This window comes from Kitasatospora sp. NPDC015120 (genome assembly GCF_043080305.1).
Classification (GTDB): Bacteria; Actinomycetota; Actinomycetes; order Streptomycetales; family Streptomycetaceae; genus Kitasatospora.
Genome location: NZ_JBIBVJ010000002.1, coordinates 177,179 through 202,713, shown reverse-complemented (window position 1 = coordinate 202,713; position 25,535 = coordinate 177,179). Strand labels below are relative to the sequence as shown.

Annotated in this window: 22 protein-coding genes; 15 read left to right on the top strand and 7 right to left on the bottom strand. The window is 74.7% G+C overall.

Annotation, left to right across the window (positions count from 1 at the left end; all coding sequences use genetic code 11):
- Positions 1–182: 182 nt before the first annotated feature.
- The gene (locus ACF1AK_RS05715) at positions 183–626 is read right to left on the bottom strand and encodes a VOC family protein (RefSeq protein WP_391498026.1); all 444 of its coding nucleotides are present in this window, start codon (positions 624–626) and stop codon (positions 183–185) included.
- Positions 627–751: 125 nt separating this feature from the next.
- Here ACF1AK_RS05715 and ACF1AK_RS05710 point away from each other — a divergent pair, with 125 nt between their 5' ends.
- On the top strand, positions 752–1,675 hold the full coding sequence (locus ACF1AK_RS05710) for a DUF4231 domain-containing protein (RefSeq protein WP_391497499.1): 924 nt from the start codon (positions 752–754) through the stop codon (positions 1,673–1,675).
- Positions 1,676–1,794: 119 nt separating this feature from the next.
- On the opposite strand, the gene ACF1AK_RS05705 is transcribed toward ACF1AK_RS05710, so the two are convergent.
- Together ACF1AK_RS05705 and ACF1AK_RS05700 are read right to left on the bottom strand one after the other, a co-directional pair.
- The gene (locus ACF1AK_RS05705) at positions 1,795–2,577 is read right to left on the bottom strand and encodes an MHYT domain-containing protein (protein ID WP_391497498.1); all 783 of its coding nucleotides are present in this window, start codon (positions 2,575–2,577) and stop codon (positions 1,795–1,797) included.
- 277 nt (positions 2,578–2,854) lie between these two features.
- Positions 2,855–3,280, bottom strand: coding sequence for a VOC family protein (locus ACF1AK_RS05700; protein ID WP_391497497.1), 426 nt, complete (start codon positions 3,278–3,280; stop codon positions 2,855–2,857).
- Positions 3,281–3,560: 280 nt separating this feature from the next.
- On the opposite strand from ACF1AK_RS05700, the gene ACF1AK_RS05695 reads away from it, so the two are divergent.
- The 7 genes from ACF1AK_RS05695 (at position 3,561) to ACF1AK_RS05665 (ending at position 10,647) form a co-directional block, all read left to right on the top strand.
- Complete coding sequence (locus ACF1AK_RS05695) at positions 3,561–4,280, top strand: WXG100 family type VII secretion target (protein WP_391497496.1); 720 nt, start codon at positions 3,561–3,563, stop codon at positions 4,278–4,280.
- Positions 4,277–5,239 (top strand): nucleic acid/nucleotide deaminase domain-containing protein, encoded by a 963-nt coding sequence (locus tag ACF1AK_RS05690; RefSeq protein WP_391497495.1) that lies wholly within the window; start codon positions 4,277–4,279, stop codon positions 5,237–5,239. The genes ACF1AK_RS05695 and ACF1AK_RS05690 overlap by 4 nt, the downstream gene beginning before the upstream one ends.
- Before the next feature lie 40 nt (positions 5,240–5,279).
- Positions 5,280–5,843 carry an SUKH-4 family immunity protein gene (locus tag ACF1AK_RS05685; protein WP_391497494.1) on the top strand — a complete coding sequence of 188 codons (564 nt, stop codon included), beginning with the start codon at positions 5,280–5,282 and terminating at the stop codon, positions 5,841–5,843.
- Positions 5,840–6,688 (top strand): nucleic acid/nucleotide deaminase domain-containing protein, encoded by an 849-nt coding sequence (locus ACF1AK_RS05680; RefSeq protein ID WP_391497493.1) that lies wholly within the window; start codon positions 5,840–5,842, stop codon positions 6,686–6,688. The genes ACF1AK_RS05685 and ACF1AK_RS05680 overlap by 4 nt, the downstream gene beginning before the upstream one ends.
- A gap of 23 nt (positions 6,689–6,711) precedes the next feature.
- Entirely contained in the window at positions 6,712–8,475 is a 1,764-nt protein-coding gene (locus ACF1AK_RS05675) for a hypothetical protein (protein WP_391497492.1), read from the top strand.
- Between the two features lie 87 nt (positions 8,476–8,562).
- On the top strand, positions 8,563–8,997 hold the full coding sequence (locus ACF1AK_RS05670; protein ID WP_376140043.1) for a MarR family winged helix-turn-helix transcriptional regulator: 435 nt from the start codon (positions 8,563–8,565) through the stop codon (positions 8,995–8,997).
- Between the two features lie 360 nt (positions 8,998–9,357).
- Positions 9,358–10,647 carry an MFS transporter gene (locus ACF1AK_RS05665; RefSeq protein ID WP_391498025.1) on the top strand — a complete coding sequence of 430 codons (1,290 nt, stop codon included), beginning with the start codon at positions 9,358–9,360 and terminating at the stop codon, positions 10,645–10,647.
- Positions 10,648–10,694: 47 nt separating this feature from the next.
- Here ACF1AK_RS05665 and ACF1AK_RS05660 read toward each other — a convergent pair whose 3' ends face one another.
- Positions 10,695–11,219, bottom strand: a complete 525-nt coding sequence (locus tag ACF1AK_RS05660; protein ID WP_391498024.1) for a GNAT family N-acetyltransferase — start codon at positions 11,217–11,219, stop codon at positions 10,695–10,697.
- A 46-nt stretch (positions 11,220–11,265) separates the two neighbouring features.
- On the opposite strand from ACF1AK_RS05660, the gene thpR reads away from it, so the two are divergent.
- On the top strand, positions 11,266–11,856 hold the full coding sequence (gene thpR / locus ACF1AK_RS05655; protein WP_391497491.1) for an RNA 2',3'-cyclic phosphodiesterase: 591 nt from the start codon (positions 11,266–11,268) through the stop codon (positions 11,854–11,856).
- Between the two features lie 54 nt (positions 11,857–11,910).
- On the opposite strand, the gene ACF1AK_RS05650 is transcribed toward thpR, so the two are convergent.
- A complete protein-coding gene (locus tag ACF1AK_RS05650) occupies positions 11,911–12,507 on the bottom strand; it encodes a TetR/AcrR family transcriptional regulator (RefSeq protein WP_391497490.1) in 597 nt (198 codons plus the stop codon).
- Positions 12,508–12,591: 84 nt separating this feature from the next.
- Between ACF1AK_RS05650 and ACF1AK_RS05645 the strand changes: the two genes are divergently transcribed.
- The gene (locus ACF1AK_RS05645) at positions 12,592–13,356 is read left to right on the top strand and encodes an SDR family NAD(P)-dependent oxidoreductase (RefSeq protein WP_391497489.1); all 765 of its coding nucleotides are present in this window, start codon (positions 12,592–12,594) and stop codon (positions 13,354–13,356) included.
- A 190-nt stretch (positions 13,357–13,546) separates the two neighbouring features.
- Here the strand turns inward: ACF1AK_RS05645 and serC are convergent, their stop codons facing one another.
- Entirely contained in the window at positions 13,547–14,665 is a 1,119-nt protein-coding gene (gene serC / locus ACF1AK_RS05640; RefSeq protein WP_391497488.1) for a phosphoserine transaminase, read from the bottom strand.
- 193 nt (positions 14,666–14,858) lie between these two features.
- Positions 14,859–15,959, bottom strand: coding sequence for a citrate synthase 2 (locus ACF1AK_RS05635; RefSeq protein WP_391497487.1), 1,101 nt, complete (start codon positions 15,957–15,959; stop codon positions 14,859–14,861).
- 416 nt (positions 15,960–16,375) lie between these two features.
- Here ACF1AK_RS05635 and pdxH point away from each other — a divergent pair, with 416 nt between their 5' ends.
- The 5 genes from pdxH (at position 16,376) to ACF1AK_RS05610 (ending at position 25,410) form a co-directional block, all read left to right on the top strand.
- Complete coding sequence (gene pdxH, locus ACF1AK_RS05630) at positions 16,376–17,008, top strand: pyridoxamine 5'-phosphate oxidase (RefSeq protein ID WP_391498023.1); 633 nt, start codon at positions 16,376–16,378, stop codon at positions 17,006–17,008.
- 241 nt (positions 17,009–17,249) lie between these two features.
- Complete coding sequence (locus ACF1AK_RS05625; RefSeq protein ID WP_391497486.1) at positions 17,250–18,761, top strand: TIR-like protein FxsC; 1,512 nt, start codon at positions 17,250–17,252, stop codon at positions 18,759–18,761.
- Entirely contained in the window at positions 18,758–22,840 is a 4,083-nt protein-coding gene (fxsT, locus tag ACF1AK_RS05620; RefSeq protein WP_391497485.1) for an FxSxx-COOH system tetratricopeptide repeat protein, read from the top strand. Before ACF1AK_RS05625 ends, fxsT begins: the two co-directional genes overlap by 4 nt.
- Positions 22,841–22,879: 39 nt before the next feature.
- Complete coding sequence (locus ACF1AK_RS05615) at positions 22,880–23,050, top strand: hypothetical protein (protein ID WP_391497484.1); 171 nt, start codon at positions 22,880–22,882, stop codon at positions 23,048–23,050.
- A 41-nt stretch (positions 23,051–23,091) separates the two neighbouring features.
- A complete protein-coding gene (locus tag ACF1AK_RS05610) occupies positions 23,092–25,410 on the top strand; it encodes an FxsB family cyclophane-forming radical SAM/SPASM peptide maturase (RefSeq protein WP_391497483.1) in 2,319 nt (772 codons plus the stop codon).
- The last annotated feature ends 125 nt before the right edge of the window (positions 25,411–25,535 follow it).

The window sequence follows — 25,535 nt, the reverse complement described above, 5'->3', positions numbered from 1 at the left end:
CACGCGCGTCAAGTGGCCGCTCTATGCTGATTTATCGCCACAGAATGCAGAGAGCCGCAGGCGGCTGATCGCTCGCCTGTGGCTCTCTTCTGGCTTGAATTTTCACTATGCGATTACTTCATCTGCTCCTGGAGGGCGATGGAGCATGCCGGGCCCGGCGTGGGGCGGGCCCCGGCGCGAGGTCAGTGGACGCAGAACTCGTTGCCCTCCGGGTCCTGCATCACGGTCCAGGAGCCGCCCGGCTCCTGGACGCGGCGCAGGGCGGTGGCACCGAGGGACTCCAGGCGCTCCACGGTGGCCTCGCGGGCATCGGGGCCGGGGTGGAGGTCGAGGTGGAGGCGGTTCTTGGCGCCCTTCGCCTCGGGGACGCGCTGGAAGAGGACGCGGCGGCCGAGTCCGGTGTCGCTGCCGGGGTCGTACGGGTCCTCGGGGTGGCGGACGGCGGCGAGGGTGGGCCAGGCGTGCCGGCCGTCCACCTCGGTGACCTGGGCCGGGGTGATCGCGCCGGCCGAGAGCAGGCCGGCGATCAGGGTGCTGTGGTCCTCGACGGTGTAGTCGAGGGCGGCGGCCCAGAAGGCGGCCTGGCGGTGCGGGTCGGTGGCGTCGATGACGAGCTTCCAGTGCATGGGCATGTAACCGGTTATAGGGGTTGCGAGCGGGTGTGTGCAAGGCGGAATGTCAAGAAGGCGCCGGTGTAGGGGAGTTGGCGGGGGGCATACTCCCGGCTGAGACGGGGGAGGGGAGCGGTGCGATGGTGAGACAGGATCCGCCGACGGGGGTCGAGGAGCAGTTGCTGCCGGACCTGTTCCGGACGGCCGATCAGGCGTCCTTGTCCGGGCAGCAGCAGACCCTGCGCTGGTACCGGTGGCTCATCTCGATGCTGGTGGTCGCGGCGGCGGTGGGTTCGCTGCCCGGGCCGGACGAGAAGGGGGCCTCGGACATCACGCCGCTGTTCTCGGTGGTGGCGCTGCTGGTGGCCGGGTACTTCTGGTCCCGGTTGCGCCGCAGCAATCCGCAGGCGCGGTGGTACGAGGCGCGGGCGGCGGCCGAGTCGGTGAAGACGCTGGCCTGGAAGTACTCGGTGCGGGCCAGGCCGTTCGAGGGTGACGCCGCGTCGGAGGACGTCGACCGCGGCTACGAGCTGCAGGTGGCGGACGTGCTGCGGGCGTTCGAGGACCCGGCGATCGTGCCGCCGGGGTCGGTCGTCGAGATCACCCCGGAGATGCGCCGGGTGCGGGCGGAGTCGCTGACCGCCCGGCGGACGCTCTACCTGCGCACCCGGGTGGAGGGACAGCGGACGTGGTACCGCTCGCGCGCCGAGTCCTGCGAGTCGCAGGCGGTCACCTGGGGGCTGGGCGTGGCGGTGCTGATCATCATCGGGGCGGCGGCGGCGATCGCCCAGGCGACCGGGGCGCTGCAGGTGCACGTCTTCGGCGCCACCTCGGCGGCGGCCGCGGCGGTGATCGCCTGGACGCAGCTGAAGCAGCTCCGCCCGCTGGCGGCCGCGTACCAGCTGGCGGCGCGGGAGCTGGAGAACGTCGGCAACCAGCTGTCCGACCTCGACGTGCGGGCGCCGGACGCCGAGCAGCGCTGGGCCCGGCTGGCCGCCGAGGCGGAGGACGCGGTGTCGCGCGAGCACACCACCTGGCGGGCGCGGCGGGCCTTCCCGCGCTGAGGCGGGGCGGGAGGCGGGCCGCGCTCGCGCGAGGTCGGCGCTCGCGCGGGGTCGGCGCCCGTGCGGGGTCAGCGCTCGCGCGGGGTCGGCGCCCGTGCGGGGTCGGCGCCCGTGCGGGGTCAGCGCTCGCGCGGGGCGAGCGGTGCCGCGCGGCCGACCAGGACCGGCTGGGCGCCGGCGGCGGACCGGCTCGGGGACACCGCGAAGGCCAGCGAGCCGACGAAGATGAAGCAGCCCAGCCCGACCACCAGCGGGAAGATGAACTGCAGCGCCATCAGCCCGTCGTCGACCGTGCGCGTGCTGTGCAGCCGGACCGAGACGGCGGCCATCCCGGTGTAGTGCATCGCGCAGACCGCGACACCCATGACCGGTGCGGCGGCCAGCACCGCGAGGGTGCCCCGGATGTTCAGCGCGGCCCACAGCGCGGCCGTCGCCGCGAACACCGCGATGGCGACGGAGAGCACGACGGTGCGCCCGTCGTAGCCGACGAAGCCGGGCAGGACCATCGCGGCCATGCCGAGGTAGTGCATCGCCGCGACCCCGAGGCCGGTGGTCAGCCCGCCCGCCAGCAGGGCCGTCCGGCGGTGCCGGCTGTAGCCCACGGAGAACACGCCGATGCCGACGACCGCGATCGCCACGAGCAGGCTGAGCAGGGTGAGGTCGGGCCGGTAGCTGATCTCCGCGCCGGTGACGGAGAAGCCGAGCATGGCGATGAAGTGCATCGACCAGATGCCCGCGCCGAGCGAGGCGGAGGCGAAGAGCAGCCAGTGGACGCGGGTGCGGCCGGTGGAGACCAGGGCCCAGCGGGTTCCGCGCAGGGCGACGAAGGCGCCGAGGCAGGCGACGAGGTACGAGGCCGCCGGTGTCACCCAGCCGTGCGCGGCATGGTGGATCTCGCCCACGAGGGACTCCTGTCGGGGGTTGGGGGAGGGGGAGCACCGACACCGGGGCAGGGCGGACCGGCCGGCCGGGAACCGGGTCCGCGAGGGGGATGCCTGGGAGTGGGGGGTGCCCTGACACCGCCGGAGAGTAGCTGCTCCCGATGCGTCCCACAATGTGCGTTTTTCCTGTGAAATCGCAGGTCAGAGGCGCCCTTCACGTCATCGGCATGATCTTGGCACCAAGCCCTGACGCACTCTTCCCAAAAGAGCCGGATCCATCCGAAAAAGGACGCAACGGTCAGGCGTCCAGGGGAGCCAGCCCGAACGGGTGGCCGGCCGGGTCGATCAGCACCTTCAGGGTGCGTCCGTGCTGGTAGGTGGGCTCGGTGGCGCCGAGGGCCAGGGCGCGCGCGGTGGCCGCCTCCAGGTCGTCCACGTAGAAGTCCAGGTGGAAGTGCTTGCCGCCGTCCGGTTCGGTCCAGGGCTCCGGCCGGTACCCGCTGACCCGGCCGAAGCCGATCGGGCTGCCGCCCTCGGGGTTGTCCAGGATGGCGAACTGCTCGTCCGCGTGCCGGGTCTCCCATCCGAGCAGTTCGCCGTAGAAGGCGGCCAGCGCGACCGGGTCGGCGCAGTCGATGGTGACCATGGCGAGGCGGGCGAAGCCGGAGTCGTCCTGCCCGGCCGGGTCGGACCTGGTGGCTTGCTCGGCGGCGACGTCGGTCATGGCTGCTCGACCCTTTCTGCTGGGTGGTGCTGCGGCGCCGGGGCCCGCGCGGACCGGCTCCCAGGTCCAGCATCGCACCGGGAGTCACGGAGGGCACGGCCAGCCGGGACGGCGGTCGGGGAGGGGAGGGCGACGGACCGGTCGCAGGCCGTTGACCTGCACGAACCGACCGGGATCGTTCCGGATCGCTACACAATCGGCACGCTTTGGGTATCGGCAGCCAAAGATCAATTGGATAAACTTCTGATCCAATCGGGGGACTTTCACGGGGGGATTCTCGATGGCGATCGAGCTTCCGGGTGAAGTGGCGACGCTGCTGGAGTTCATCGGCATCCGGTGGCCCGCGGTCAACGAGGACAAGGTCCGCGAGTTCGGCGAGCACGTGAAGGAGTTCGCGAAGGGCCTCGAAGAGGTGCACGCGGACTCGACCGCGACGATCCATCAGCTGGGCGGCGCCTACGAGGGCGCGTCCTACCAGGCGTTGGCCGCCACGTGGGCGCAGATGTCCGACAAGCACTTCGACCAGGTGATCCAGGCCGCCCACGTGGTGGCGCAGGCGATGGACATCGCGGCGGACGTGATCGTCGCGATGAAACTGGAGGCGCTCGGCGAACTCATCGTCCTGGCCGCCACGTTCGTCGCCGCCCAGGCCGCCGCGGTGGCGACCTTCGGCCTGGCGGAGGTGGGCGCCGTCGCGGCCCAGCAGGCCGCGCGCAAGCTGATGTCCCACCTGGCCCACCAGTTGGAGGAGTACATCGTCGGCCAGGTGATCGAGGCGGCCGTCGGCCCGCTGGTCGAGGTCGTCGCCGAGGCGGTGTCCGGCCTGGTCTTCGAGGCGGCGGAGGCGGCGGTGACCGGCGGCGGAGCGGCCGGCAGCGGATTCAGGATCGACCCGGCGGCCGTGGAGGCGCACGCCCGCGCCCTGCACGAGCAGGCCGAGAAGGTCGCCCAGCACGCACAGGTCTTCGGCGCCCGCGTCTCGGCAGTGAGCTTCGAGTGAGCGACCCGGTCGTCAAGGCGCTCCAGAACAGCGCCAAGAAGCTCGGCAAGACCCTGGCCGACGACATGGGCAAGGCCGCCGGGAAGATGTACAAGCAGGCGGGCGACAACCTCACCAGGACCGCCAAGCGCCACAGGGACAACGACACCCACCACGCCGACGACTTCGCGAAGAAGGGCGGGGACAAGGCCGCCCCACCGCCGAGGACGGGCAAGGGCGGCGGGGACGGCGGGGCCGGGCCGGCGCCGCGCAAGTACTACATCCACGACGACGGCCGGGTCCAGGAGATCAAGGACGGCAAGCTGGTCGACCTGGACGGTACCGACGGCTCCCTCAAGACCCTGCTCGACGGGACCTCGGCCAAGGTCAGGGACCCGTCCAAACAGGATCTGAGCAAGACGTACCACGCGAGGAAGGACGCGGAGAAGAGCGACGAGAAGGTCGACAGCCGGAAGGTCACCGAGCCGACGGACCTGTCCCGTGCCGTGGAGGAGGCCCGGCGCGCCCAGGGGGACTACGGGGGCAAGAACTACGCCTCGCTCAGGTACCGGGACGAGAAGGGCGAGTTCATCCTGGTCGGCCGGAGCGACTACAACCGGAGCCATTCGGAGCGGTCGATCGGCAAACCCCTGCTGGGCGGCAAGGAGGCCAACGTCAGCGAGCTCTACACCGAACGGGCCCCGTGTCAGGCCGGGCCGAACTGTGAGCGCTGGCTGGCCCGGCACTTCGAGTCGCAGAATCCGGACCTGAAGGTCACTCACGGCGTCGCGTACGACAACTCGATCGCGTCGAAGGACCGCGACGAGGGTCACAAGGCGTACGTGAAACAGCTCCGGGAGGACCACGCCGCCGGCCGGACGGACGGCACCATGGGCACCGCCGACTTCGACGAGCGGGGCCAGGAGAACAAGCAGACCGCGGACGAGCACCGTCAGAAGCGCGCCCGCAGGACTCGGTAGAGTCGGCCGGGGAACGCGGACGCAGAGGAAGGAACCCGGCATGCTGGTGTCGGTCGACTGGAAGGCCATCGTCGAAGAGGACCTGCCGGCGGGCGCCATGATGCGGGTGCGCGCGGAGGCGGCCGCGGAGATCTGGCCGGATCCGGCGGACGCCGAGTTCGCCTCGAAGATCGGGTTCCCGACCGCGAGCCGGCTCTTCCGGCTGCTGGACGAACTCGCGGAGAAGGATCCGGCGCATCCCGGGCTGGTCTTCGTCGAAGCCCTGGAACCGCTGCCGGTCGTCACTCCGCACGGGAGGCTGCGGCAGCTGGGCGAGCTGCTCGGCGGCTTCGTCTTCGTCAGCCTCGACGACGGGACGATCTGGGTCCACGATCCGGACGCCGACGAGGAGTACGAGCTGATCCACCGGGACCTCACCTCGCTGGCCTACCTGCTCTACAAGGTCGAGGGCGAGCGCCCGCGCCCCGAGGAGGACCCGGGCCCGTACGACTGGGCCGACGCCGAGGAGTACATCCGGGAGGACGTGACCCGCTGGGATCCCCTGCCGTTCGAGAGCGGTGCGCGGTTCTGGCCGATGTTCCTCGACACCTGGGCCACGATGTGAGCGCGAACGGGGACGACGAGCTGGCGGCCGCGCTGCTGGCGCACTTCGGGCCGCGCGGCTTGCGCGCCCTGCCGATCGCACCGGCGGGGCCGCTGCGGGAGCCGGGGCTGCCGGTGCAGGTGGGGCCGTACTTCCGGGCGGCGGAGGAGTCGGATCCGCTGTCGGTGGGGGAGTGCGCGGCCGCGGCGGGGTGGGACGCGGGGTCCGTGGCGGCGCAGTTGCGGATCGGGACGGACGGCGGGGCCGAGCTGTACTTCGCCTCGGACCGCTCGGTGCGGGCGGTGGTGCCGGGGGCCGAGCCGCTCGACCTGCCGGTCGCTCCCGGGGTGGAGGCGTTCGCGCAGGGGCTGTTGCTGCTGGACCGGCTGCTGCCGGCGATCGCCGCATCGGAGCGGCCGGACGCGGCGGCTGCCGCGTACCGGGAGCTGCGGCAGGGCCTGCTGGGCATCGACCCGGCGGCGTTCGAGGACCGCGAGGGCTGGTGGCCGCGGGTGCTGGACGATCTGCGGCGGCCGCTGAACGTCGACTCCTCGGCGGCCTTCGAGGTGGTCGACGAGCAGGGCGGCAGGCGGATCGTGACCGAGGTGGGCGGCCCCGGGCTGCTGCACCCGGAGGAGCGGCTCTGGCACCGGCTGCGGGCGGACGGCGTGGAGGCCGGGCAGGTGGTCCGGGTGTACTGCGAGCTGGAGCCGTGCATGATGCCCGGGCACTACTGCGCGCGCTGGATGGCGCGGGAGTTCCCGCAGGCGGAGTTCACCCACGGCTTCGACTACGGGGCGACGGCCGACTCCCGGGAGAACGGGATCAGGGCGCTGATGATCAGCCTGGCCGAGCGGCGGGGCTGAACGGGGAGAGGGACGGGCGGGGAATGGTGCGCGACGGGCGGCGGATGCCGCCGCTGGGGGCGGGGCGCAGGCCGGCCGGGCTGGCGCTGCTGGGCTGGCTGGACGATCCGAAGGCGCCGCGGCTGTGCCGGGTTTCGGGGCCGCCGGGCTCCGGCAAGTCGCATCTGCTGGCGTGGCTGGTGCGGGGCGCCGTCGCGGGGGAGGCGCCGGGCGGGCGGCGGGTCCACGCCGTGCTGCCCGCCGCCGGGGCCACCGTGCGGACGGCCGTCTGGTCGCTGGGGCGCCAGCTGGATCTGGTCGCGCACGCGCCCGGGCCGCTGGTCGAGGCGGTCGCGGCGGACGGCCGGCCGACCGTGGTCTGCGTCCCGGCGCTGGACCTGGCCGAGGACCCGGCCGCCCTGGTGACCGGGCTGCTGGACCCGCTGCTGCGGCTGCCGGGGGTGCGGTTGGTGGTCGAGGCGGTGACCGGCGGTGCGGCGGCCGGGGCGTTCACCGCCGTGCCCGCGCCCGCCGTGCTGGACCTCGGCGATCCGCAGTGGACGGACCCGGCGCGGTTCGCCGTCTGGGCGGCGGAGCGGGGCGGCGACGCGACCGCCTATCCGTCGCCCGGCCAGGTGCTCGGGACGCCCGCGACGCCGGCCGCGCCGGTCCCGCCGCCGCCCGGGGCCGAGCTGCGCTCCCTCGGCGAGGAGGCGCTGTCCGCGCTCTGGACGGCCGCCGCGGCCGACCCCGGCCCGCTGGCCGCCGACCCGCTGCTCTACGCGCTCGCCGGCCCCGTCCCGGTGACGGCCGCGGTCGAGCGGCGGGACGACGCGCTCGCCCGGGCCTGGCGGGCCGCCGGTCCGGCGGTGGTCGACGAGCCGGATCCGGCGGTCCGGGCCGCCGTGCTGCGGACCAGGCTGCTGGGCGCGGACACCGTGTCCGCGGCCGCGGCGGCCCTCCTGGCCCAGGCGCCCGCGCCCTGGAGCGGACGCTGGGCACGCTGGGAGGCCACCGACCGGGACTGGCCCGGGCCGGCGGTCGCACTGGCCCCCGGGGCGGGGCCGTACCTGGCGCAGGTGCTGGTGGCCGACCCGACCGGAGCGGTGCGGACCTTCGACGCCGCCGGTGGCCGCCGGCTCGGCGCCGTGGCGGTGCCCGAGCCGCGTCCACTGCGGGGGCTGGCGGTGACGGCCGGCGGCGTGGTGGTGCTGCTCGACGCCTGGGGGCGCCCGGAGCCGGTGGTCCCGGACGGCCTGCGGCCGGTCCCGGACGTGTACGGGCTGACGGCGGCGCTGGACGCGGTGCGGGCGGTGGCGGGGGACCTCAGCGCGGTGGCGGCGATCGGCGCCATGGCCGGATCGTCGCCGGCCTTCGGCGACGCGGACGGCGCCGTGCACTGGGCCGAGGACGGCAAGGTGGCGAGCGAGCGGCTGCACCACGGCCCGGTCACCGCGCTGGCCGGGACGGCGCTGGGCGGCGGGCCGCTGTCCGACCCGGAGATCCCGCTGCTGGTGAGCGGCGGCTTCGACGGCGCCGTCCGGCTCTGGGGTCCGCACTCGGCGCCGATGCCCGAGCCCTCGGACCGGCGGGGCTGCCCGGTGACGGCGGTGGCGGCCGGGGCGACGGCGGCCGGACCGGTGGTGGCGGCGGCCTGGTCGGACGGTCTGGTCCGGGTGCGGGACCTCGCCACGGGCGGGATGCTGGACGTGCGGACCGGCTCGGAGGTGTGGTCCGTGGCGCTGGCCGGCACGCTGCTGGTGCTGGGCATGCCGGACGGACTGGCGGCGGTGGACACCCGTCGCTGAACGGCTCCGGACCCCTGGCGGGACCCGGGATGCGGAGCGTCGGAATCCAATTTTCTTTAGCCAGAGTAATGACGTAGGCTAAAGAACATGCCCGAGATGTCCGAGCAGGACCTCGCAGCCATCAGTCAGCTGCGGTCGTCCGCCATGCGCCTCTCCCGTCGACTGCGCCACCAGCGGGTCGAGGAGTCGCTCAGTCCCACCGAGATCGGGGTGCTGGGCACCCTCGCGCGGTGCGGCAAGGCCACGCCGGGTGAGCTCGCCCGGAAGGAGCACGTACAGCCGCCCTCGATGACCAGGATCGTCGCGATGCTGGAGGAGAAGGGCCTGGTGCGGCGCGAGCCGCACCCGGAGGACCGCCGGCAGGTGGTCGTCAGCAGTACCGAAGAGGCCGAGACGATCCTGGCGGAGTCCCGCCGGCGTCGCAACGCCTGGCTCGCCGAGCTCGCCGAGGGGCTCGACGAGGAGGAATGGGCGAAGCTCCGCGAGGCGGCGCCCGTGCTCTACAAGCTCGCACACCTCTAGGCACAGCGATCCGGTAGCCGCCGGAGGACGAAGGAGAACCGCATCACCGCAGGACAGCTGACCGACACCAGGAGCGCGACGGCCCCGCCACGGGCCGCCGCGCCGCGAGGGGAGACCACCGTGACACCGCCGGCCGCAGCCAGCGCCGCCGCCACCCGTACCCGGACCGACGAGCAGACCACCGACCCCGCCGCGGCGAGCGCCGCGGCCGCCGAGACCGGCGCACCGGCCCCGACGGGGCTGCCGGGCAACGGCGACGACGACCCCGACGAACGCACCGCGGCGGACGACCCCGCCGCTCCCGGCCGGACCCGCCCGGCCGCGTCCCCCACCGGCGCCCGCTTCACCCGGCCCGGGGGGATGTTCTCCTCACTGCGCGTTCGCAACTACCGCTACTACTTCGCCGGCCAGGTGGTGTCCAACACCGGTACCTGGATGCAGCGCATCGCCCAGGACTGGCTGGTCCTGAGCCTCACCGGCAGCCCGCTCGCGGTCGGCATCACCACCGCCATGCAGTTCCTGCCGATGCTGCTGCTCGGCCTGTTCGGCGGGGTGCTCGCGGACCGGATGCCCAAGCGCCGGCTGCTGATCTTCACCCAGGGTGCGATGGGCCTGCTCGCCGCCGGCCTCGCCGTGCTGACCATCGGCGGCGTGGTGACCCCGTACTACGTGTACGCGTTCGCGCTGCTGCTCGGCCTGGTCACGGTGGTCGACAACCCGACCCGGCAGGCGTTCGTCTCCGAGATGGTCGGCCCGAAGGACCTCGCCAACGCGGTCAGCCTGAACGCCGCCAACTTCCAGACCGCCCGGCTGGTCGGCCCCGCCGTCGCGGGCCTGCTGATCGCCGCCGTGGGCAGCGGCTGGGCGTTCGCGCTGAACGCGCTGTCGTTCGCCGCCGTGATCGGCGGACTGCTCGCGATGCGGACGGCCGAACTGCGCCCGACCGCGCCGATCGCCCGCGAGAAGGGGCAGCTGCGGGAAGGACTGCGGTACGTCAGGGAGCGGCCCGAGCTGCTCTGGCCGATGGTGCTGGCCGGTTTCATCGGCACCTTCGGGTTCAACTTCCCGACGCTGCTGGCGGGTTTCGCCTCCGACACCTTCCACGTCGGCGCCGGGCAGTACGGCCTGCTGAACACCGCGATGGCCGTCGGCTCGCTGACCGGCGCGTTGATCGCGGCCCGCCGCGGCGTGCCACGGCTGCGCAGACTCGTCGGGGCCGCCCTCGCGTTCGGGGCGCTGGAGGTGGTGGCGGCGTTCGCGCCCGGCTACTGGACCTTCGCGCTGCTGCTCACCCTGGTCGGGGTGTTCGGGCTGAGCTTCAACACCTCGGTCAACGCCACGCTCCAGCTGGCCACCGAGCCCGCGATGCGCGGGCGGGTGATGGGCCTGCTGATGCTGGTCTTCACCGGCGGGACGCCGATCGGCGCGCCGATCGTGGGCTGGGTCACCGCCTCCTACGGGCCCCGGACCGGGCTGCTGGCCTGCGGTCTGGTCTCGGCGGCGGCGGCCGGGGCGGTCGGCCTGGTGCTGGCCCGCAGCGCCGAGCTGCGGCTGCGGCTGGACCTGCACCCGGGCCGCGGCGGCCGGGTGGTGGCGCTGGTGCCGCGTCCGGCGGCGGGCGCCAAGCCGGAGCTGGCCACGGCCTGCTGAGCCCGGACCCGCCCCGGCACGCCGGCCCGGCGCGCCGGGGCGGGCCTTCAGCCGGCGAGCCGGATCGCCAGGATCTGCCCCGGCCAGGGGCCGGCCGGCTGCTCGACCTCGAAGGACTCCGTCTCGGTGAAGCCGAGCGCCCGGTACTGGCCGACCAGCTTGCGGTCGTCACCGCCGAAGCAGTCCACCCGCAGCAGGCCGAGGCCGCGCCGACGGGCCTCGTCGAGGGCGTCGGCGATCAGGGCGGCGCCGATCCCGGACCCCTTGCGGGACCGGTCGGTCACCAGGTTGCGGATGTACAGCTCGGGCTCGTCCACCGGCGTGGCGTACTCCGGCCGCTGCTCGGACAGGACGCAGGAGCCGACCGCCCGCCCGTCGTCGTCGACCGCGAGCCGGATCAGGAACGGCTCGCGGGCGTACCGGCCGATGTGCTCGACGCGGGCGGGGGTGCCGCTGAACGACCGGTCACCCCACTGCCGGGTGCGCCCCTGGGCGGCCAGCCAGGCCACCGCGCCGTCGAGCAGGGACAGGATGTCGGGGATGTCCTCGGGGCCCCCGTTGCGGATCTTCATGGCCATCCGTTCTAGTCCAAACCGTCGCGCGGGGGAAGATGGCCCCATGAGGCTCTTCGTGGCGGTACTGCCTCCGGTGGAGGCCCTGCAGGGCTTGGCCGACGCGGTGGCCCCGGTGCGCGGGCTGCCGGGGGCGGACCGGCTGCGCTGGACCCCGGCCGACGCCTGGCACCTGACCCTGGCGTTCCTCGGCGAGGTGCCCGCCGAACGGGTGCCGGAGCTGGAGGTCGCGCTGGCGGAGGTCGCCGAGGGGCACCCGGTGCACACGCTGCGGCTGGCCGGCGGCGGGCGGTTCGGCGACCGGGTGCTCTGGGCCGGGGTGGAGGGGCAGGACTGGGCGCTGCGCCGGCTCGCCGAGGCGGTGTACGAGGCGACCGCGGAGGTGGCGGGGGAGAGCGACGCGTTCCGCTTCCACCCGCACCTCACGCTGGCCCGGGCCGGCTCCGGGCGCGGCCGGCGGCGGGCCGAGCAGCGGACCGCGGCCGTCGAGCTGGACGCCCTGGTGGGGGCGCTGGAGGGCTACCGGGGGCCGCCGTGGGAGGCGGCCGAGCTGCACCTGATGCTCAGCGCGCACGAGGGCGGCACGGTCCGCTACACCTCGCTGTGCTCCTGCCCGCTGGCCCGCTGGGAGGCCTGACCGGGGCGGGCCGGGCGCCGGCGCCGGGGCTGCGAAGGGCCGCCGCCCGCCGGCTCAGGGCCAGATCCGCATCGCGTCCGCCGCGACCCGTTCCAGCTCGGCGCGGCCCGCCCCGTCGCGGGCCCGCTGCGACATGCCCTGGATCACGGTGGCGGTGAACTGCGCCAGCGCCGCCGGGTCGGTGCCGGCGGGCTCGTGGCCGGCCGCGACGTCGGCGCGGATCCGTGACTCCAGAGCGCGGACGTTGGCGTTGCGCAGCTCCCGGACGGCCTCGACCACCTCGGGCGAGGTGCAGTTGACCGTCGAGCTGATCAGCAGACAGCCCCACGGGTGGTCCGGATCGGTGGCCTCGGCGGCGGCCTCGCGCAGCATCCGGGCCACGCCGGCCCGGGCGGTGGGTTCCTCGGCGAGCGCCCGGCTCGCGTAGGCGCCGTGGCCCTCCCGGTAGCGGGTGACCACCTCGTCGAAGAGGGCGCGCTTGTCGCCGAAGGCCGCGTAGAGGCTCGGCGGGCGGATGCCCATCGCGGTGGTGAGGTCGGCGACCGAGGTCGCCTCGTAGCCGCGCTCCCAGAACAGCCGCAGGGCCTGCTCCAGGGCGGCCTCGCGGTCGAAGGAGCGCGGGCGGCCGCGCTTCGCGGCGGGAGTGGTCATGCGCCGATTCTATATCGCCCGCTACAGAAAGCATGCTACGGTTCCTTTCATTAGCGACCGCTACATAAATGGGAGGGTGCGGTCATGTCGAAGCTGACCGGGAAGACGGCGCTGGTGACGGGCGGCAGCCGGGGCATCGGGCGGGGGATCGCCGAACGGCTGGCGCGCGAGGGCGCGCTGGTCGCGGTGCACGGGCGGGACACGGCGGCGGCCGAGCAGGTGGTGAAGACGATCGAGCGGGCCGGCGGCCGGGCCTTCACGGTCACGGCCGAGCTCGGCGTCCCCGGGGACGCCGAGGCGCTCTGGGCCGCCTTCGACGCCGGGCTGGCCGGGTACGACGGGGGGAGCGGGCTGGACGTCCTGGTCAACAACGCCGGGATCGCGCAGTACGGCCGGATCCACGAGGTGCCGGAGGACGGCTTCGACCGGGTCTTCGCGGTCAACGCGAAGGCGCCGTTCTTCGTCGTCCAGCACGGCCTGGGCCGGCTGCGCGACGGCGGGCGGATCGTCAACGTCTCCTCGGGCGTCACCCGGGTGGCCTTCCCCGCCGCCGTCGCCTACGCGATGACCAAGGGCGCGCTGAACACCCTGACGCTCACCCTCGCGCAGGAGCTGGGGCCGCGCGGGATCACCGTCAACGCGGTCCTGCCGGGCATCGTCGACACCGACATCAACCCCTGGCTGGCCGACCCGCAGGAGCGGGCCAGGGCCGCCGGGTACTCGGTCCTCGGCCGGGTCGCCGAGGCCGGCGACATCGCGGACGTCGTGGCCTTCCTGGCCTCGGACGACGCCCGCTGGATCACCGGCCAGAACCTGGACGCCACCGGCGGGTCCAACCTCGGCGTCTGAGCGCGGACCGGCCGGGGGTACGCTCGTTGACCGTGGATCCCAAGACTCGCATGCGAATCGTGACCGGCGCCCTGGTACTGCTGCTGGTCGTCGTGCTGATCAGCTCGCTGGTCGACCGGTAGCGGCCGAAGACGCGGGAAGGGCCACCGCCCGGAGGCGGTGGCCCTTCCCGCGTGTCCGGGAGGAGCGGTCAGAGCCGCTCGACCACGTAGTCGACGCAGGCGGTGAGGGCGTCGACGTCGGCCGGGTCGATCGCCGGGAACATCGCGACGCGCAGCTGGTTGCGGCCCAGCTTGCGGTACGGCTCGGTGTCGACGATGCCGTTGGCGCGCAGTGCCTTGGCGACGGCGGCGGCGTCCACCGCGTCGTCGAAGTCGATCGTTCCGACGACCTGCGAGCGCTCGGCCGGGTTCGCCACGAACGGGCTGGCGAACGAGGACTTCTCGGCCCAGCCGTAGAGCCGGGACGAGGAATCAGCCGTACGGGCGACGGCCCAGTCGAGCCCGCCGTTGCCGTTCAGCCACTCCAGCTGGTCGGCCAGCAGGAACAGGGTGGCGATCGACGGGGTGTTGTACGTCTGGTCCTTCGACGAGTTGTCGATGGCCGTCGGCAGGTCGAAGAACGGCGGGATGTAGCGGCCGGAGGCGGCGATCCCGGCGGCGCGCTCCAGGGCGGCCGGGGAGAAGGACGCCAGCCAGAGGCCGCCCTCGGAGGCGAAGGACTTCTGGGGGGCGAAGTAGTAGACGTCGGTCTCGGTGATGTCCACCGGCAGGCCGCCGGCGCCCGAGGTGGCGTCCACCAGGACCAGCGAGTCCTCGTCGCCGCCGGCCGGGCGGGCGATCGGCATCGCGACGCCGGTGGAGGTCTCGTTGTGGGTGAGGGCGTAGACGTCGACGCCGGCCTCGGCGACCGGCAGCGGGTGGGTGCCGGGCGCGGTCTTGATCACGCTCGGCTCGGCCAGCCACGGCGCGGCCTTGACGGAGGAGGCGAACTTGGAGGAGAACTCGCCGAAGTCGAGGTGCTGGGACTTCTCCCGTACCAGGCCGAAGGCCGCGATGTCCCAGAAGGCGGTGGAGCCGCCGTTGCCGAGGACCACCTGGTACCCCTCGGGGAGGGAGAACAGGCTGCTCACGCCCTCGCGCACGCGCTTGACCAGGTTCTTCACCGGGGCCTGGCGGTGCGAGGTGCCGAGCAGGGAGGTCTCGGTGGCGGCGAGGGCACTCAGGGCCTCGGGGCGCACCTTGGACGGGCCGCAGCCGAAACGGCCGTCTGCGGGCTTGATGTCAGCGGGGATCTGGATCTGAGCCACGGGCGCAGCCTACCCGCCGGGGCGGTCGGGAATCGACGGTGGTCCGCCCGCTGAGATGCCGCCGACCGGCCTGCGAGCTGCGGAAACAGCGGGTCCGGTTCATATCCCGGACCCGCTGCCCGACGACCTGCGCCGACGCGCGAGGACGCGCGTCGGCGTGCGGCGGGCCGCGGTGCCGGGCCCGCCCGGGGGGTCAGTGCTTGATGGCGTCGTAGCCCTCGATCTCGTGCGGGCTGCGCGGACCGGGGCCGATGTAGCGCGCGGCGGGGCGCACGAGCCGGCCCGTGCGCTTCTGCTCCAGGATGTGCGCCGACCATCCGGCCGTCCTGGCGCAGGTGAACATCGAGGTGAACATGTGCGCCGGGACCTCGGCGAAGTCCAGCATGATGGCGGCCCAGAACTCGACGTTGGTGGCCAGCACGCGGTCGGGGCGGCGGTTGTGCAGCTCCTCCAGCGCGGCCTTCTCCAGCGCCTCGGCGACCTCGAAGCGCGGCGCGCCGAGCTCCTTGGCGGTGCGGCGCAGCACCCGGGCGCGCGGGTCCTCGGCGCGGTAGACGCGGTGGCCGAAGCCCATCAGGCGCTCGCCCTTGTCGAGCGCGTTCTTGACCCAGGTGGTGGCGTCGCCGGTGCGCTCGATCTCCTCGATCATGCCGAGCACGCGGGACGGCGCGCCGCCGTGCAGCGGGCCGGACATCGCGCCGACCGCGCCGGAGAGGGCGGCCGCGACGTCGGCGCCGGTGGAGGCGATGACCCGGGCGGTGAACGTCGAGGCGTTCATGCCGTGCTCGGCGGCGGAGGTCCAGTAGGCGTCGATGGCCTTGACGTGCTTGGGGTCCGGCTCGCCGCGCCAGCGGATCATGAAGCGCTCGACCACGGTCTCGGCCTTGTCGATCTCGCTCTGCGGGACCATCGGCAGGCCCTGGCCGCGGGCGGACTGGGCGACGTAGGAGAGTGCCATGACGGCGGCGCGGGCGAGGTCGTCGCGGGCCTGCTCGGCGTCGATGTCCAGCAGCGGCTTCAGGCCCCAGACCGGGGCGAGCATCGCGAGCGCGGACTGCACGTCGACCCGGATGTCGCCGGAGTGGACCGGGATCGGGAACGGCTCGGCGGCCGGCAGGCCGGGGTTGAACCTGCCGTCGACCAGCAGGCCCCAGACGTGACCGAAGGAGACATTGCCGACCAGGTCGTCGATGTCGACGCCCCGGTACCGCAGAGCGCCGCCTTCACGGTCGGGTTCGGCGATCTCGCTCTCGAACGCGACGACACCTTCGAGCCCGGGTACGAAGTCGGACATGCACGGCTCCTTCAGTTCTGCGATCGGCGGCCGCCGTGGTGGGGAGGCACGCCTCTGACCGAATGGTGGTTGGCACTCGGTGCCAGGGTGACAGGCACGGGGTGCATTGCGCCATACACCACGATGGTGATGTTTCCCGGGCGCGCACTTGACTTTTCGCGCGGCGGCCGACCGGTCCCGGCGGATCTCCGGAACCAAGGGCGCGGTTGCGGACAAATCACCGTACGACGGGCAGCCGATCGGTGGCGAGTCACCTTATCTCCCACCGGGGTTTGTCCGGAGGTAGCGGTGCCGGTTGCTTGTCGTACGGGATGATGTTGATTGTGCAGACCCCGGACCGCGCCCAGTCGACGCCCCTGACCCCCGCCACCCGGATCCTGGCCGACGAGGCCCGCCCCGGACCGGACCTCACCGTGATGCGCAAGCACTACGCGCACGAGGGCCTGGCCGAGGAGCAGCTCGCCGCCGATCCGGTCGGCCAGTTCACGCGGTGGTTCCACGAAGCGGACGACGCGGGGGTGGTCGAGCCCAACGCGATGGTGCTCTCCACCGCCGACGCCGGGGGACTGCCCAGCGCGCGCACCGTGCTGCTCAAGGCGTTCGACGCGCGCGGCTTCGTCTTCTTCACCAACTACGGCTCCCGCAAGGGCACCGAGCTGGCCGCCAACCCGCACGCGGCGCTGCTCTTCCCGTGGATCGCGCTGGCCCGCCAGGTGATCGTCCAGGGCCGGGTGGAGAGGGTCGGCCGGGACGAGACCGCCGCGTACTTCCGCACCCGCCCGCACGGCTCCCAGCTCGGCGCCTGGGCCAGCGAGCAGTCCAGCCCGGTCGCCTCGCGGGAGGTGCTGGAGCAGCGCTACGCGGAGCTGGAGCGGCGCTACCCGGAGGGCGAGGGGGTGCCGGTGCCGCCGTTCTGGGGCGGCTACCGGGTGGTGCCGGCCAGCGTGGAGTTCTGGCAGGGGCGGGAGAACCGGCTGCACGACCGGCTGCGCTACGTCGCCGCCCCGGACGCCCCGACGGGCTGGCGGGTGGAGCGACTCTGCCCGTGAGGCGGGTGCGGCGCTGCCCGCCGGGGCGCGGGGGAACTGCCCCCGGAGCGGGTGCGCCGCCGCCCGCCGGGGCGCTCCGGCGGCCGTCCGCGCTCCCCGCCGCAGGCCTCCGGCCAGGGGTGTCGAGGCGCCGGGCCGGACTTGTGACGACACCGCGACAACTTCCTCCGCCCACCGGCTGACCCGCCGTCAGCCACGCCAGTAAGGTGGGGGCGTTCACCGGGTCGGTGGGGGGTTGTCGGTGCGGCCGTACTTCTTCTTCAGCTACGCACGGCGGGACCAGCTGGCCGGGGGCGCCTTCGTCGACCAGTTCTTCACCGACCTGCGGGACGAACTGGCGCGGATCGAGCCCGAGGCCGGACCGGGCGAGCTGGCCTACCGCGACACCGAGCGGCTGCGGGTCGGCGACGACTGGGAGCGGCAGCTCTCCCGGATGGTCGGCGCCAGCCGCACCATGGTCGCGCTCTACTCGCCCGCCTACTTCGCCAGCGACTACTGCGGCAAGGAGTGGACCGCCTTCGACCGCCGGACGCGGCGCCACGAGGAGCAGACCGGCGAGAGCGTCCCGGCCCTCATCCCCGTCCTGTGGGAGCCGCCGCCCCGGGACCTGCCCGCCGAGGTGCTGCGGATCCAGTACGTGCAGGACGACTTCGGCCCGGAGTACGCCACCGGGGGGCTGCGCCACCTGCTGCGGACGGACCCGCACGGCGCGGCGTACCGCCAGGTGGTGCGGGTGATCGCCGAGCGGGTGCGGGAGGCCGCCGCCTGGCGGGTCGCCGAGCAGCGGGACCTCGACCTCGGGCGGGTGGACGGCTGCTTCCCGGTGCCGGAGATCCTGGTGCCCACCGGCCGCAGCAGCCTGGTGCGGCTGTTCGTCGCCGCCCGCTGGGCCGGGGACCGGGCCGTCCAGGGCGCCGCGGCGGCCGGGGACCGCGTCCCGCCGCAGCGCGCCGCGGGTCCGGCGGCCGCGGGGAGCGACGGCGGAGCCGACGGCGAGGAGTGGTACCACGGCGGCTGGTACGGGGCGCACCCCCGGGACTGGGCGCCCTACCACCCGCCGCGGATGCCCTCGCTGGCGGTCCAGGCCCAGCAGGTGATCACCCGGGCCGGGCACAGCACCAGCCTGGAGACGGTCGGCCCGGACCTCGCCGACGCGCTCGACCGGGCCCGGGAGAACAACGAGGTCAGCGTCCTGCTGGTGGACCCGTGGGCGGCGGGCCGCGAGCCCTACCGGCAGGCGCTGCGCGACTTCGACCGGCAGAACCACCCGGTCACCGCCGTCCTGCTGCCCGACAGCACCGAGGACCCGCCGCCCGGTCCGGCGCGCGCCCGGCTCTGGGAGGGGGTGCGCGAGGTGTTCGCGCGCACCTGGTTGCACCGGTCCGGGCCCGAGCCGCTCTTTCGCATCCACGTCCGGCGGGAACGCTTCGAGCGCGAGCTCCTGTCGACGGTGACCGTGGCCCAGAACCGGCTGCTGGACCAGATCGACGACGATCCGGAGACGATCCGCGCCCAGTTCGGTCTCGGCCCCGACCCACGGCCGATGCCCGGGCTCACCATCCCGGCCTGGTCGCCGCCGGTGCCGCCGGAGCCGCCGGACCCGCCGGAGCCGCCGACCCAGGCGGGTCCACCCCTGCCACGCCCGGGGAACACCCCGGGGAACGGAGCCGCCCCGGGGGCACGGGCGGCCCTGCACGAGGAGACCGTGCCCCCGGCCACCCGGGCGCCCAGTGAAGGAGAAGCGGACCGATGAGCCCCGAGCACGCCGCCCTCGCGGACCACGGGTCCGCCGCCCTGGCGCCCCCCGACACCGGCACCGTCGTCACCTTCTACTCCTTCAAGGGCGGCACCGGCCGCACCATGGCGCTCGCCAACCTGGGCTGGATCCTGGCCAGCCAGGGCCTGCGCGTCCTGGTGGTGGACTGGGACCTGGAGGCGCCGGGCCTGCACCGCTACTACCACCCGCTGCTGGTCGACCCCGAGCTCCACGCCACCGACGGCCTGATCGACATGCTCCGGGCCTACGTCGACGAGGCGCTGCCGGGCCCCGGCCGCCGCGGCCCCGGCCCGGACCCCCGGGACTGGCTGGCCGCCCCCGGCCGGCTGGAGCAGTACCTGTGCGGCCTGGCGCTCGACCTCCCGGACGGCGGCCGGCTCGACCTGATGCCGGCCGGCCGGCAGAACGCCGCCTACTCGGCCGCCGTCACCAGCTTCAACTGGCGCAGCTTCTACACCCGCACCGACATCCGCGGCGCGGAGTTCCTGTACGCGCTGCGCGAGCAGTGGACCGGCAGCTACGACTACGTGCTGATCGACAGCCGCACCGGCGTCAGCGACACCTCCGGCATCTGCACCGTGCTGATGCCCGACACCGTCGTGGACTGCTTCACCCTCGGCGCCCAGAGCATCCGCGGCGGCGTCGACGCGGCCCGCGCCATCGTCGACGCCGACGAGCGCGACATCCGGGTGCTGCCGGTCCCGATGCGCGTCGAGGACGCCGAACGCGCCGGACTGGCGGCCGGCCGCGACCTCGCCCACGACGCCTTCGCCCCCTACCTGGACCGCTGGCTGGACCCCGGGCGCCGCGCGGAGTACTGGCGCGACGTCGAGGTGCCGTACAAGCCGTTCTACGCCTACGAGGAGGTGCCGGCCACCGTCGTCGACCGGCCGCAGCAGGACCGCACCCTGCTCGCCGCCTTCGAACGGCTCGCCGACTGGCTCACCGACGGCCGGGTGCGCGAGCTGCGGCCCGTCCCCGACCAGGCCCGCCGCCGGCTGTACGCGGCCTACCTGCGCCAGGGCCGCACCCGCTCCCGCCAGGTGTACGTCAGCTACGCCCCCAAGGACCGGATCTGGGCCGAGTGGATCGCCGGGACCCTGAGCGGCTTCGGCTACCTCGCCACCCTGCACAGCGCCGCCGTCCCGCTCGACCCCGGACCGGCGCAGGCCGCCCCGCTCTCCGAGGCCGCCGCGCCGCTGGACGGCGACGGCCGGCTGCTCGCCCTGCTCACCGCGGAGTACGCCACGCTGCCGCGCGCCCGGGAGATCTGGCGCCGGTTCACCACCGAGGGCCCGGTGGGCGAGTCCGGCGGACTGCTCGCGGTGCGGATCGCCGCGCCGGAGCAGCCGGCGCCGCCGCAGTTCGCCGGGCACCGGGCGCTGGACCTGGCGACCGGCTCCGCCGAGCAGGCCGAGGCACAGCTGTTCGAGCTGATCGGCCCGCCGCCCGGGGCCGGACGCTGGCGGGACTCCGGCGAGTTCACCCTGTCGCGCCTGCCGCGCTTCCCCGACGGCCGCCCCGCCGTCCAGGACCTGCCGCCCCGGCTGCCCACCTTCACCGGCCGGATGCGGCTGCTGGAAGCCGTCCGCGACGGCTTCACCGGCGACGCCGGCGCCGCGCCGGTCCAGGTGCTCTACGGCATCGGCGGGGTCGGCAAGTCGCAGACCGCGATCGAGTACGCGCACCGCTTCGCGGCCGGCTACGACGTGCTCTGGTGGGTGCCCGCCCAGCAGCCCGCGGTGATCCCGCAGAAGCTCGCCGAACTCGCCCCCGCCCTCGGCCTGGAGACCGACGGCGACGTCACCCGCACCGCGCGCGCGGTGCTGGAGGCGCTCGGCAGCGGCCGGCCCCACCGCCGCTGGCTGCTGATCTTCGACAACGCCGAGGACCCGGAGCTGCTGGACCCCTGGCTGCCCGCCACCGGGCCGGACGGCCACGTGCTGGTCACCTCGCGCGACCGGCGCTGGGCCCGGCGGCCCGGGCGCACCGAGGTCGAGGTGTTCGACCGCGCGGAGAGCGTCGAACTCGTCCGGCACTTCAACACCGGCGTCGAACGGGCCGACGCGGAACGGATCGCCGAACTCCTCGGCGACCTGCCGCTCGCCGTCGGCCAGGCCGCCGCCTGGCTCCAGGAGACGCCGATGCCGGCCGCCACCTACGCCGACCTGCTCGACGAGACGCTCACCGACATCCTCGACCGCTCGGTGCGCTCCGGCATCGAGCCCGGTGGCGGCGGGCGGGCCACCGAGGAGGGCGCCAACGCCTCGGCCACCGCCGCCACCTGGCGGATCGCCGGCTCCGACCTGCGCCGGATCAACGCCCCGGCCGCCCGGCTGCTGGAGATCTGCGGCTTCCTCGGCCCGGACGCCATCCCGATCGGGCTGCTGTACAGCCCGCCGGTGATCGAGGCGATCGGGCTGCCGACCGGCTCCTCCGACCACCGGCTCGCCGTCGGCGACATCCTGCGCACCGTCAACCAGTTCAACCTCGCCCGCTACGACCAGGCCGCCGGGACGCTGGTGGTGCACCGGATCGTCCAGGCGCTGCTGCGCGAGCAGGTCGGCGAGGCCGACCGGGAACGGGTCCGCGCGGTGGCCCACCGGGCGCTGGCCCTGGCCGACCCCGGCGACCCCGACGCCCCGCACAACTGGCCCTGGTACGCCGAACTGCTGCCTCACCTGCGCCCGTCCGGTGCGGACGAGTCCACCGACCCGGCGGTGCGGCAGTGGATCGTCAACTCGGTCCGCTACCTGTGGCAGCGCAGCCTGAACGACGCGGGACGCGAGCTCGCCGAACGGGTCCTCGCGCGCTGGCGGGAGATCGGGCCGCTGGGAGTGGGGCCCGACGTCAAGGTGCAACTGCTGCGGGTCCAGCTGGGCAACATCCAGCGGACCCAGGGCCTGGTCCGGGAGGCGTACGCGACGGACCGGGACGCGTTCGAGCGGCTGACCGGACTGCTCGGGCGGGAGCACCAGGAGACCATCCCGGCCGCGATGAGCCTCGGTGGGGACCTCCGGCACCTGGGCCGCTACCACGAGGCGCGGGAACTCGACGAGCAGACGCTGACCGCCGCGCGCCGGTTGTTCGGCGCGGACAGCCGGCGCGCTCTCATGGCGGAGAACAACCTGGCCGTCTCCATCATGCTCACGGGCGACTTCGCCGGAGCGCTGGCCGTCCACGAGTCGCTCTACCACCGCAAGTTGGAGGTGTTCGGCAAGCGCAGCCCGTACACGATCCTCGGGGGCGTCGCCTACGGTCTGGCGCTGTGCGAGGCGGGGCGGCCGGAGGAGGCGCTGTCCCGGCTGGACAAGGCCGTGCGCCGCAGCCGGCAGGCGCTCGGCGAGGAGCACGACGAGACCCTGCGCGCCCGTCGCTTCCGCTGCGCCGTGCTGCGCCGGCTCGGCCGGCTGCCGGAGGCGCTGGGGGAGATCGAGGACGTCCACCGGCAGCTGATGGAACGCTACGGCGCGGATCACCCGGGCACCGCCGCCGCCGCGGGGAGCCTGTCCGCCACGCTGAGCGCGCTCGGGGACACCGGACAGGCCGTGGAGCTCGCGGAGGAGTCCTACCTCTACCACCGCGACCACCTCGGGGCCGGTCATCCCATGGAGCGCGTCGCGGCGGGCAACCTCGCCGTGGCGCTGCGCCGGGCCGGGCAGAGCGAGGAGGCGAAGGCGCTCTCCGGCCGGGTGCTGGAAGACCTGACCGGGCTGCTGGGCGAGCACCATCCGTACGTCGGGACCGCCCGGCTCAACCGGGCCAACGACCTGGCGCGGGCCGGCCGTTCCGCCGAGGCACTGGCGCTCGCGGAGGCGGCCGCGGAACTGCTCGCCGGGCGGTTCGACCCCGACCACCCCGACGTCCTGGCGGCGACCGCGAACGTCGCCCTGGCGCTGGCCGCGGTCGGCGAGACGGCGCGGGCGGCGGAACTGCGGGTGCGGACGCTGGTCCGGGCGCGGGCGGTCGCGCACCTGGGGGACGGACATCCGCTCACCGAGGCGATCCGGGTGGGGGAGTGGGTGGACATCGAGACGGAACCGCCCCTGGTGTGACCGAGCACCGGAGGCGTCGGCCAGGGAAGGAGTCGGAGGATGGAACCGGAGGTTGCGGCGGGCCCGGACGGGCCACCGCCCGGCACCGCCGAGCGGCCCGCGCTGGCGGAGCTGGCGAGGGCCGACGCGGGTGAACTGGCCCGGGTGCTCGAACTGGCGTTGCCGGGAGTGGGTGCCCGGGCGGTGGCCGCGTTCAATTCAGGTATCTGACAAAACGATTAGCGGGCGTCCGGCCCTGGAAACGTGCCGTCATGACGCCTGCTCCCGCGCCGTTCACCCAGATCGTGCTGAAGGTCCACAGCCGGTGCGACCTCGCCTGCGACCACTGCTACGTCTACGAGCACGCCGACACCGGTTGGCGGTCCCGGCCGCGGGTCATCGGGGACGCCGTGCTGGCGAGAGCCGCCGAGCGGATCGGGGAGCACGCCGCCGCGCATGGGCTGACGGCGATGCGCGTCGTCCTGCACGGGGGCGAGCCGCTGCTCGCGGGTCCGGCGGTGCTCCGGCGGGCGGCCGAGGCGCTGCGGGGCGCGCTGCCCGAGGTCTGTGAGCTCGACCTCCGGGTGCACACCAACGGGGTCCGCCTCACCCCGGAGTACTGCGAGCTGTTCGACGAGCTCGGCATCCGGGTCGGCCTCTCGCTGGACGGCGACCGGGCCGCCAACGACCGCCACCGCCGCTTCGCGGACGGGCGCTCCAGCCACCCGCTGGTGCTGCGCGCCGCCGGGCTGCTGCGCGAGCCCCGGTTCCGGCACCTGTACGCGGGGCTGCTCTGCACCGTCGACGTGGCGAACGACCCGGGGGCCGTCCACCGGGCACTCGCCGCACTGGAGCCCCCGGCCGTCGACTTCCTGCTCCCGCACGCCACCTGGGAGCGTCCGCCGGGGCGCCCCGCCGGCGCGGGCCCGACGCCCTACGCCGACTGGCTGCTCGCCGTCCACGCGCGGTGGGAGGCGGACGGCCGCCCGTTCGCGGTGCGCACCTTCGACTCCGTGCACCGCACCCTGTCCGGGCTGCCCGGCCTCACCGAGGCGCTCGGGCTGGAGCCGGTCGACCTGGTGGTGCTGGAGACGGACGGCGCGTACGAGCAGGCGGACAGCCTGCGCACGGCGTACGACGGCGCGCCCGCCACCGGGATGGACGTCTTCCGGCACCGCCTCGACGACGTCCTGCGGCACCCGGGGACGGCCGCCCGGCAGTCGGGCCTGGCCGGGCTGAACGCCACCTGCCGGGCCTGCCCGGTGGTGCGTTCCTGCGGCGGGGGCCTGTACGCGCACCGCTACCGGGACGGCTCCTTCGACCACCCCTCGGTGTACTGCGCGGACCTGCGGGCAATGGTCGACGGTCTGGCCGCCCGCGCCGGCACCGGCTCCGCCCGGCCCGCCCCGGCGCCGGCGGACCTCGCCGGTCCGGGGCTCACCGAGCCGCAGCTGGGCGAACTGGCCCTCGGGCTGGGCGGTCCGGAGACGGTCCGGGCGCTGGCCCGCTCGCAACTCGCGCTCACCCGGACCATGCTGGCCGCCGTGCACGGCTCCTCCGGGCTGGCCCGTTCGGCGGCCTGGGAGCTGCTCGCCGAGCTCGACGCCACCGCGCCCGCCGCCGTGGACGCGGTGGTGGCGCACCCGTACGTCCGGGCCTGGGCCGCCCGTCGGCTGACCGGCGACCCCGGGGCGGGCCTCGGCCCGCTGGCCGAACTGGCCGCCGCCGCGGCCGTCCGGGCGGGCCGGGGGGACACGGTGGCGGTGCCGGTCCGCGACGGGGTGCTGCACCTGCCGACGCTCGGCCGGCTGGTGCTCGGCCGGGGCGTACGGGAGGCGCGGGTCACCGGCGGGCGGACGGGCTGGACGGCGCGCACCGACGACGGCACGCTCGCCGGTCCGGGCGATCCGCGCTGGCAGCCGGTCCGCCGGATCGGGCCGGCCGCCGGGCGGGTGCTCGCGCTGGAGGACGTGGACCCGCAACGGGCCGTCCACCGCTGGCCGGTGGCGGACCGGCTGGGCGACGCCGAGTGCGCCGGCTGGGCGCGCGACCTGCGGTCGGCCGCCGACCTGCTCGACCGCGACCTGCCGGACCACGCGGCCGGTCTGTGGGCCGGCCTGACCACCGTCACCCCGCTGCGGCCCGGCCCGGACGGCCGGGACCTCAGCTCGGCGGCGCGGCAGGCCTTCGGCGCCGTCGGCATCGCCCGCCCGCGCACCGCGCCGGCCCTGGCGCTGCTGCTGGTGCACGAGTTCCAGCACGTGAAGCTGGGCGCGGTGCTCGACCGCGCGGAGCTGTACGACCGCACCGACACCCGCTTGTTCGAGGCGTTCGGCCTTTCCCCGCGCCCGATCGGCTCCCTGTTCCAGGCCGTCTACGCCCACCTCGCGGTGACCGCCTTCTGGAGCGCCCGCGCGGAGCGGGGCACCCGGGCGGCCCGCACGCGGTTCGCGCACTGGCGGGGCCTGACCGACGAGGCGGTGGACCTGTTGGCCGGAAGCGGCGCGCTGACCCCGCTGGGGCGCCGATTCGCCGCCGGGGCGCGCGAGTCGGTGGACGCCTGGCTCCGCGGCGCGGCCGTGTGCGGGTAGCCGCCACCGGCTCACCCGGCTGCCCGTCCCGGGCGGCCCGTGGGTCGTCGGGACCAGCCCGGTCCTGGACTCCGCCGGCCGCGCGGCCGGGCACACCCGGGCTTCCGCGTCGGGGCCGGATGTGC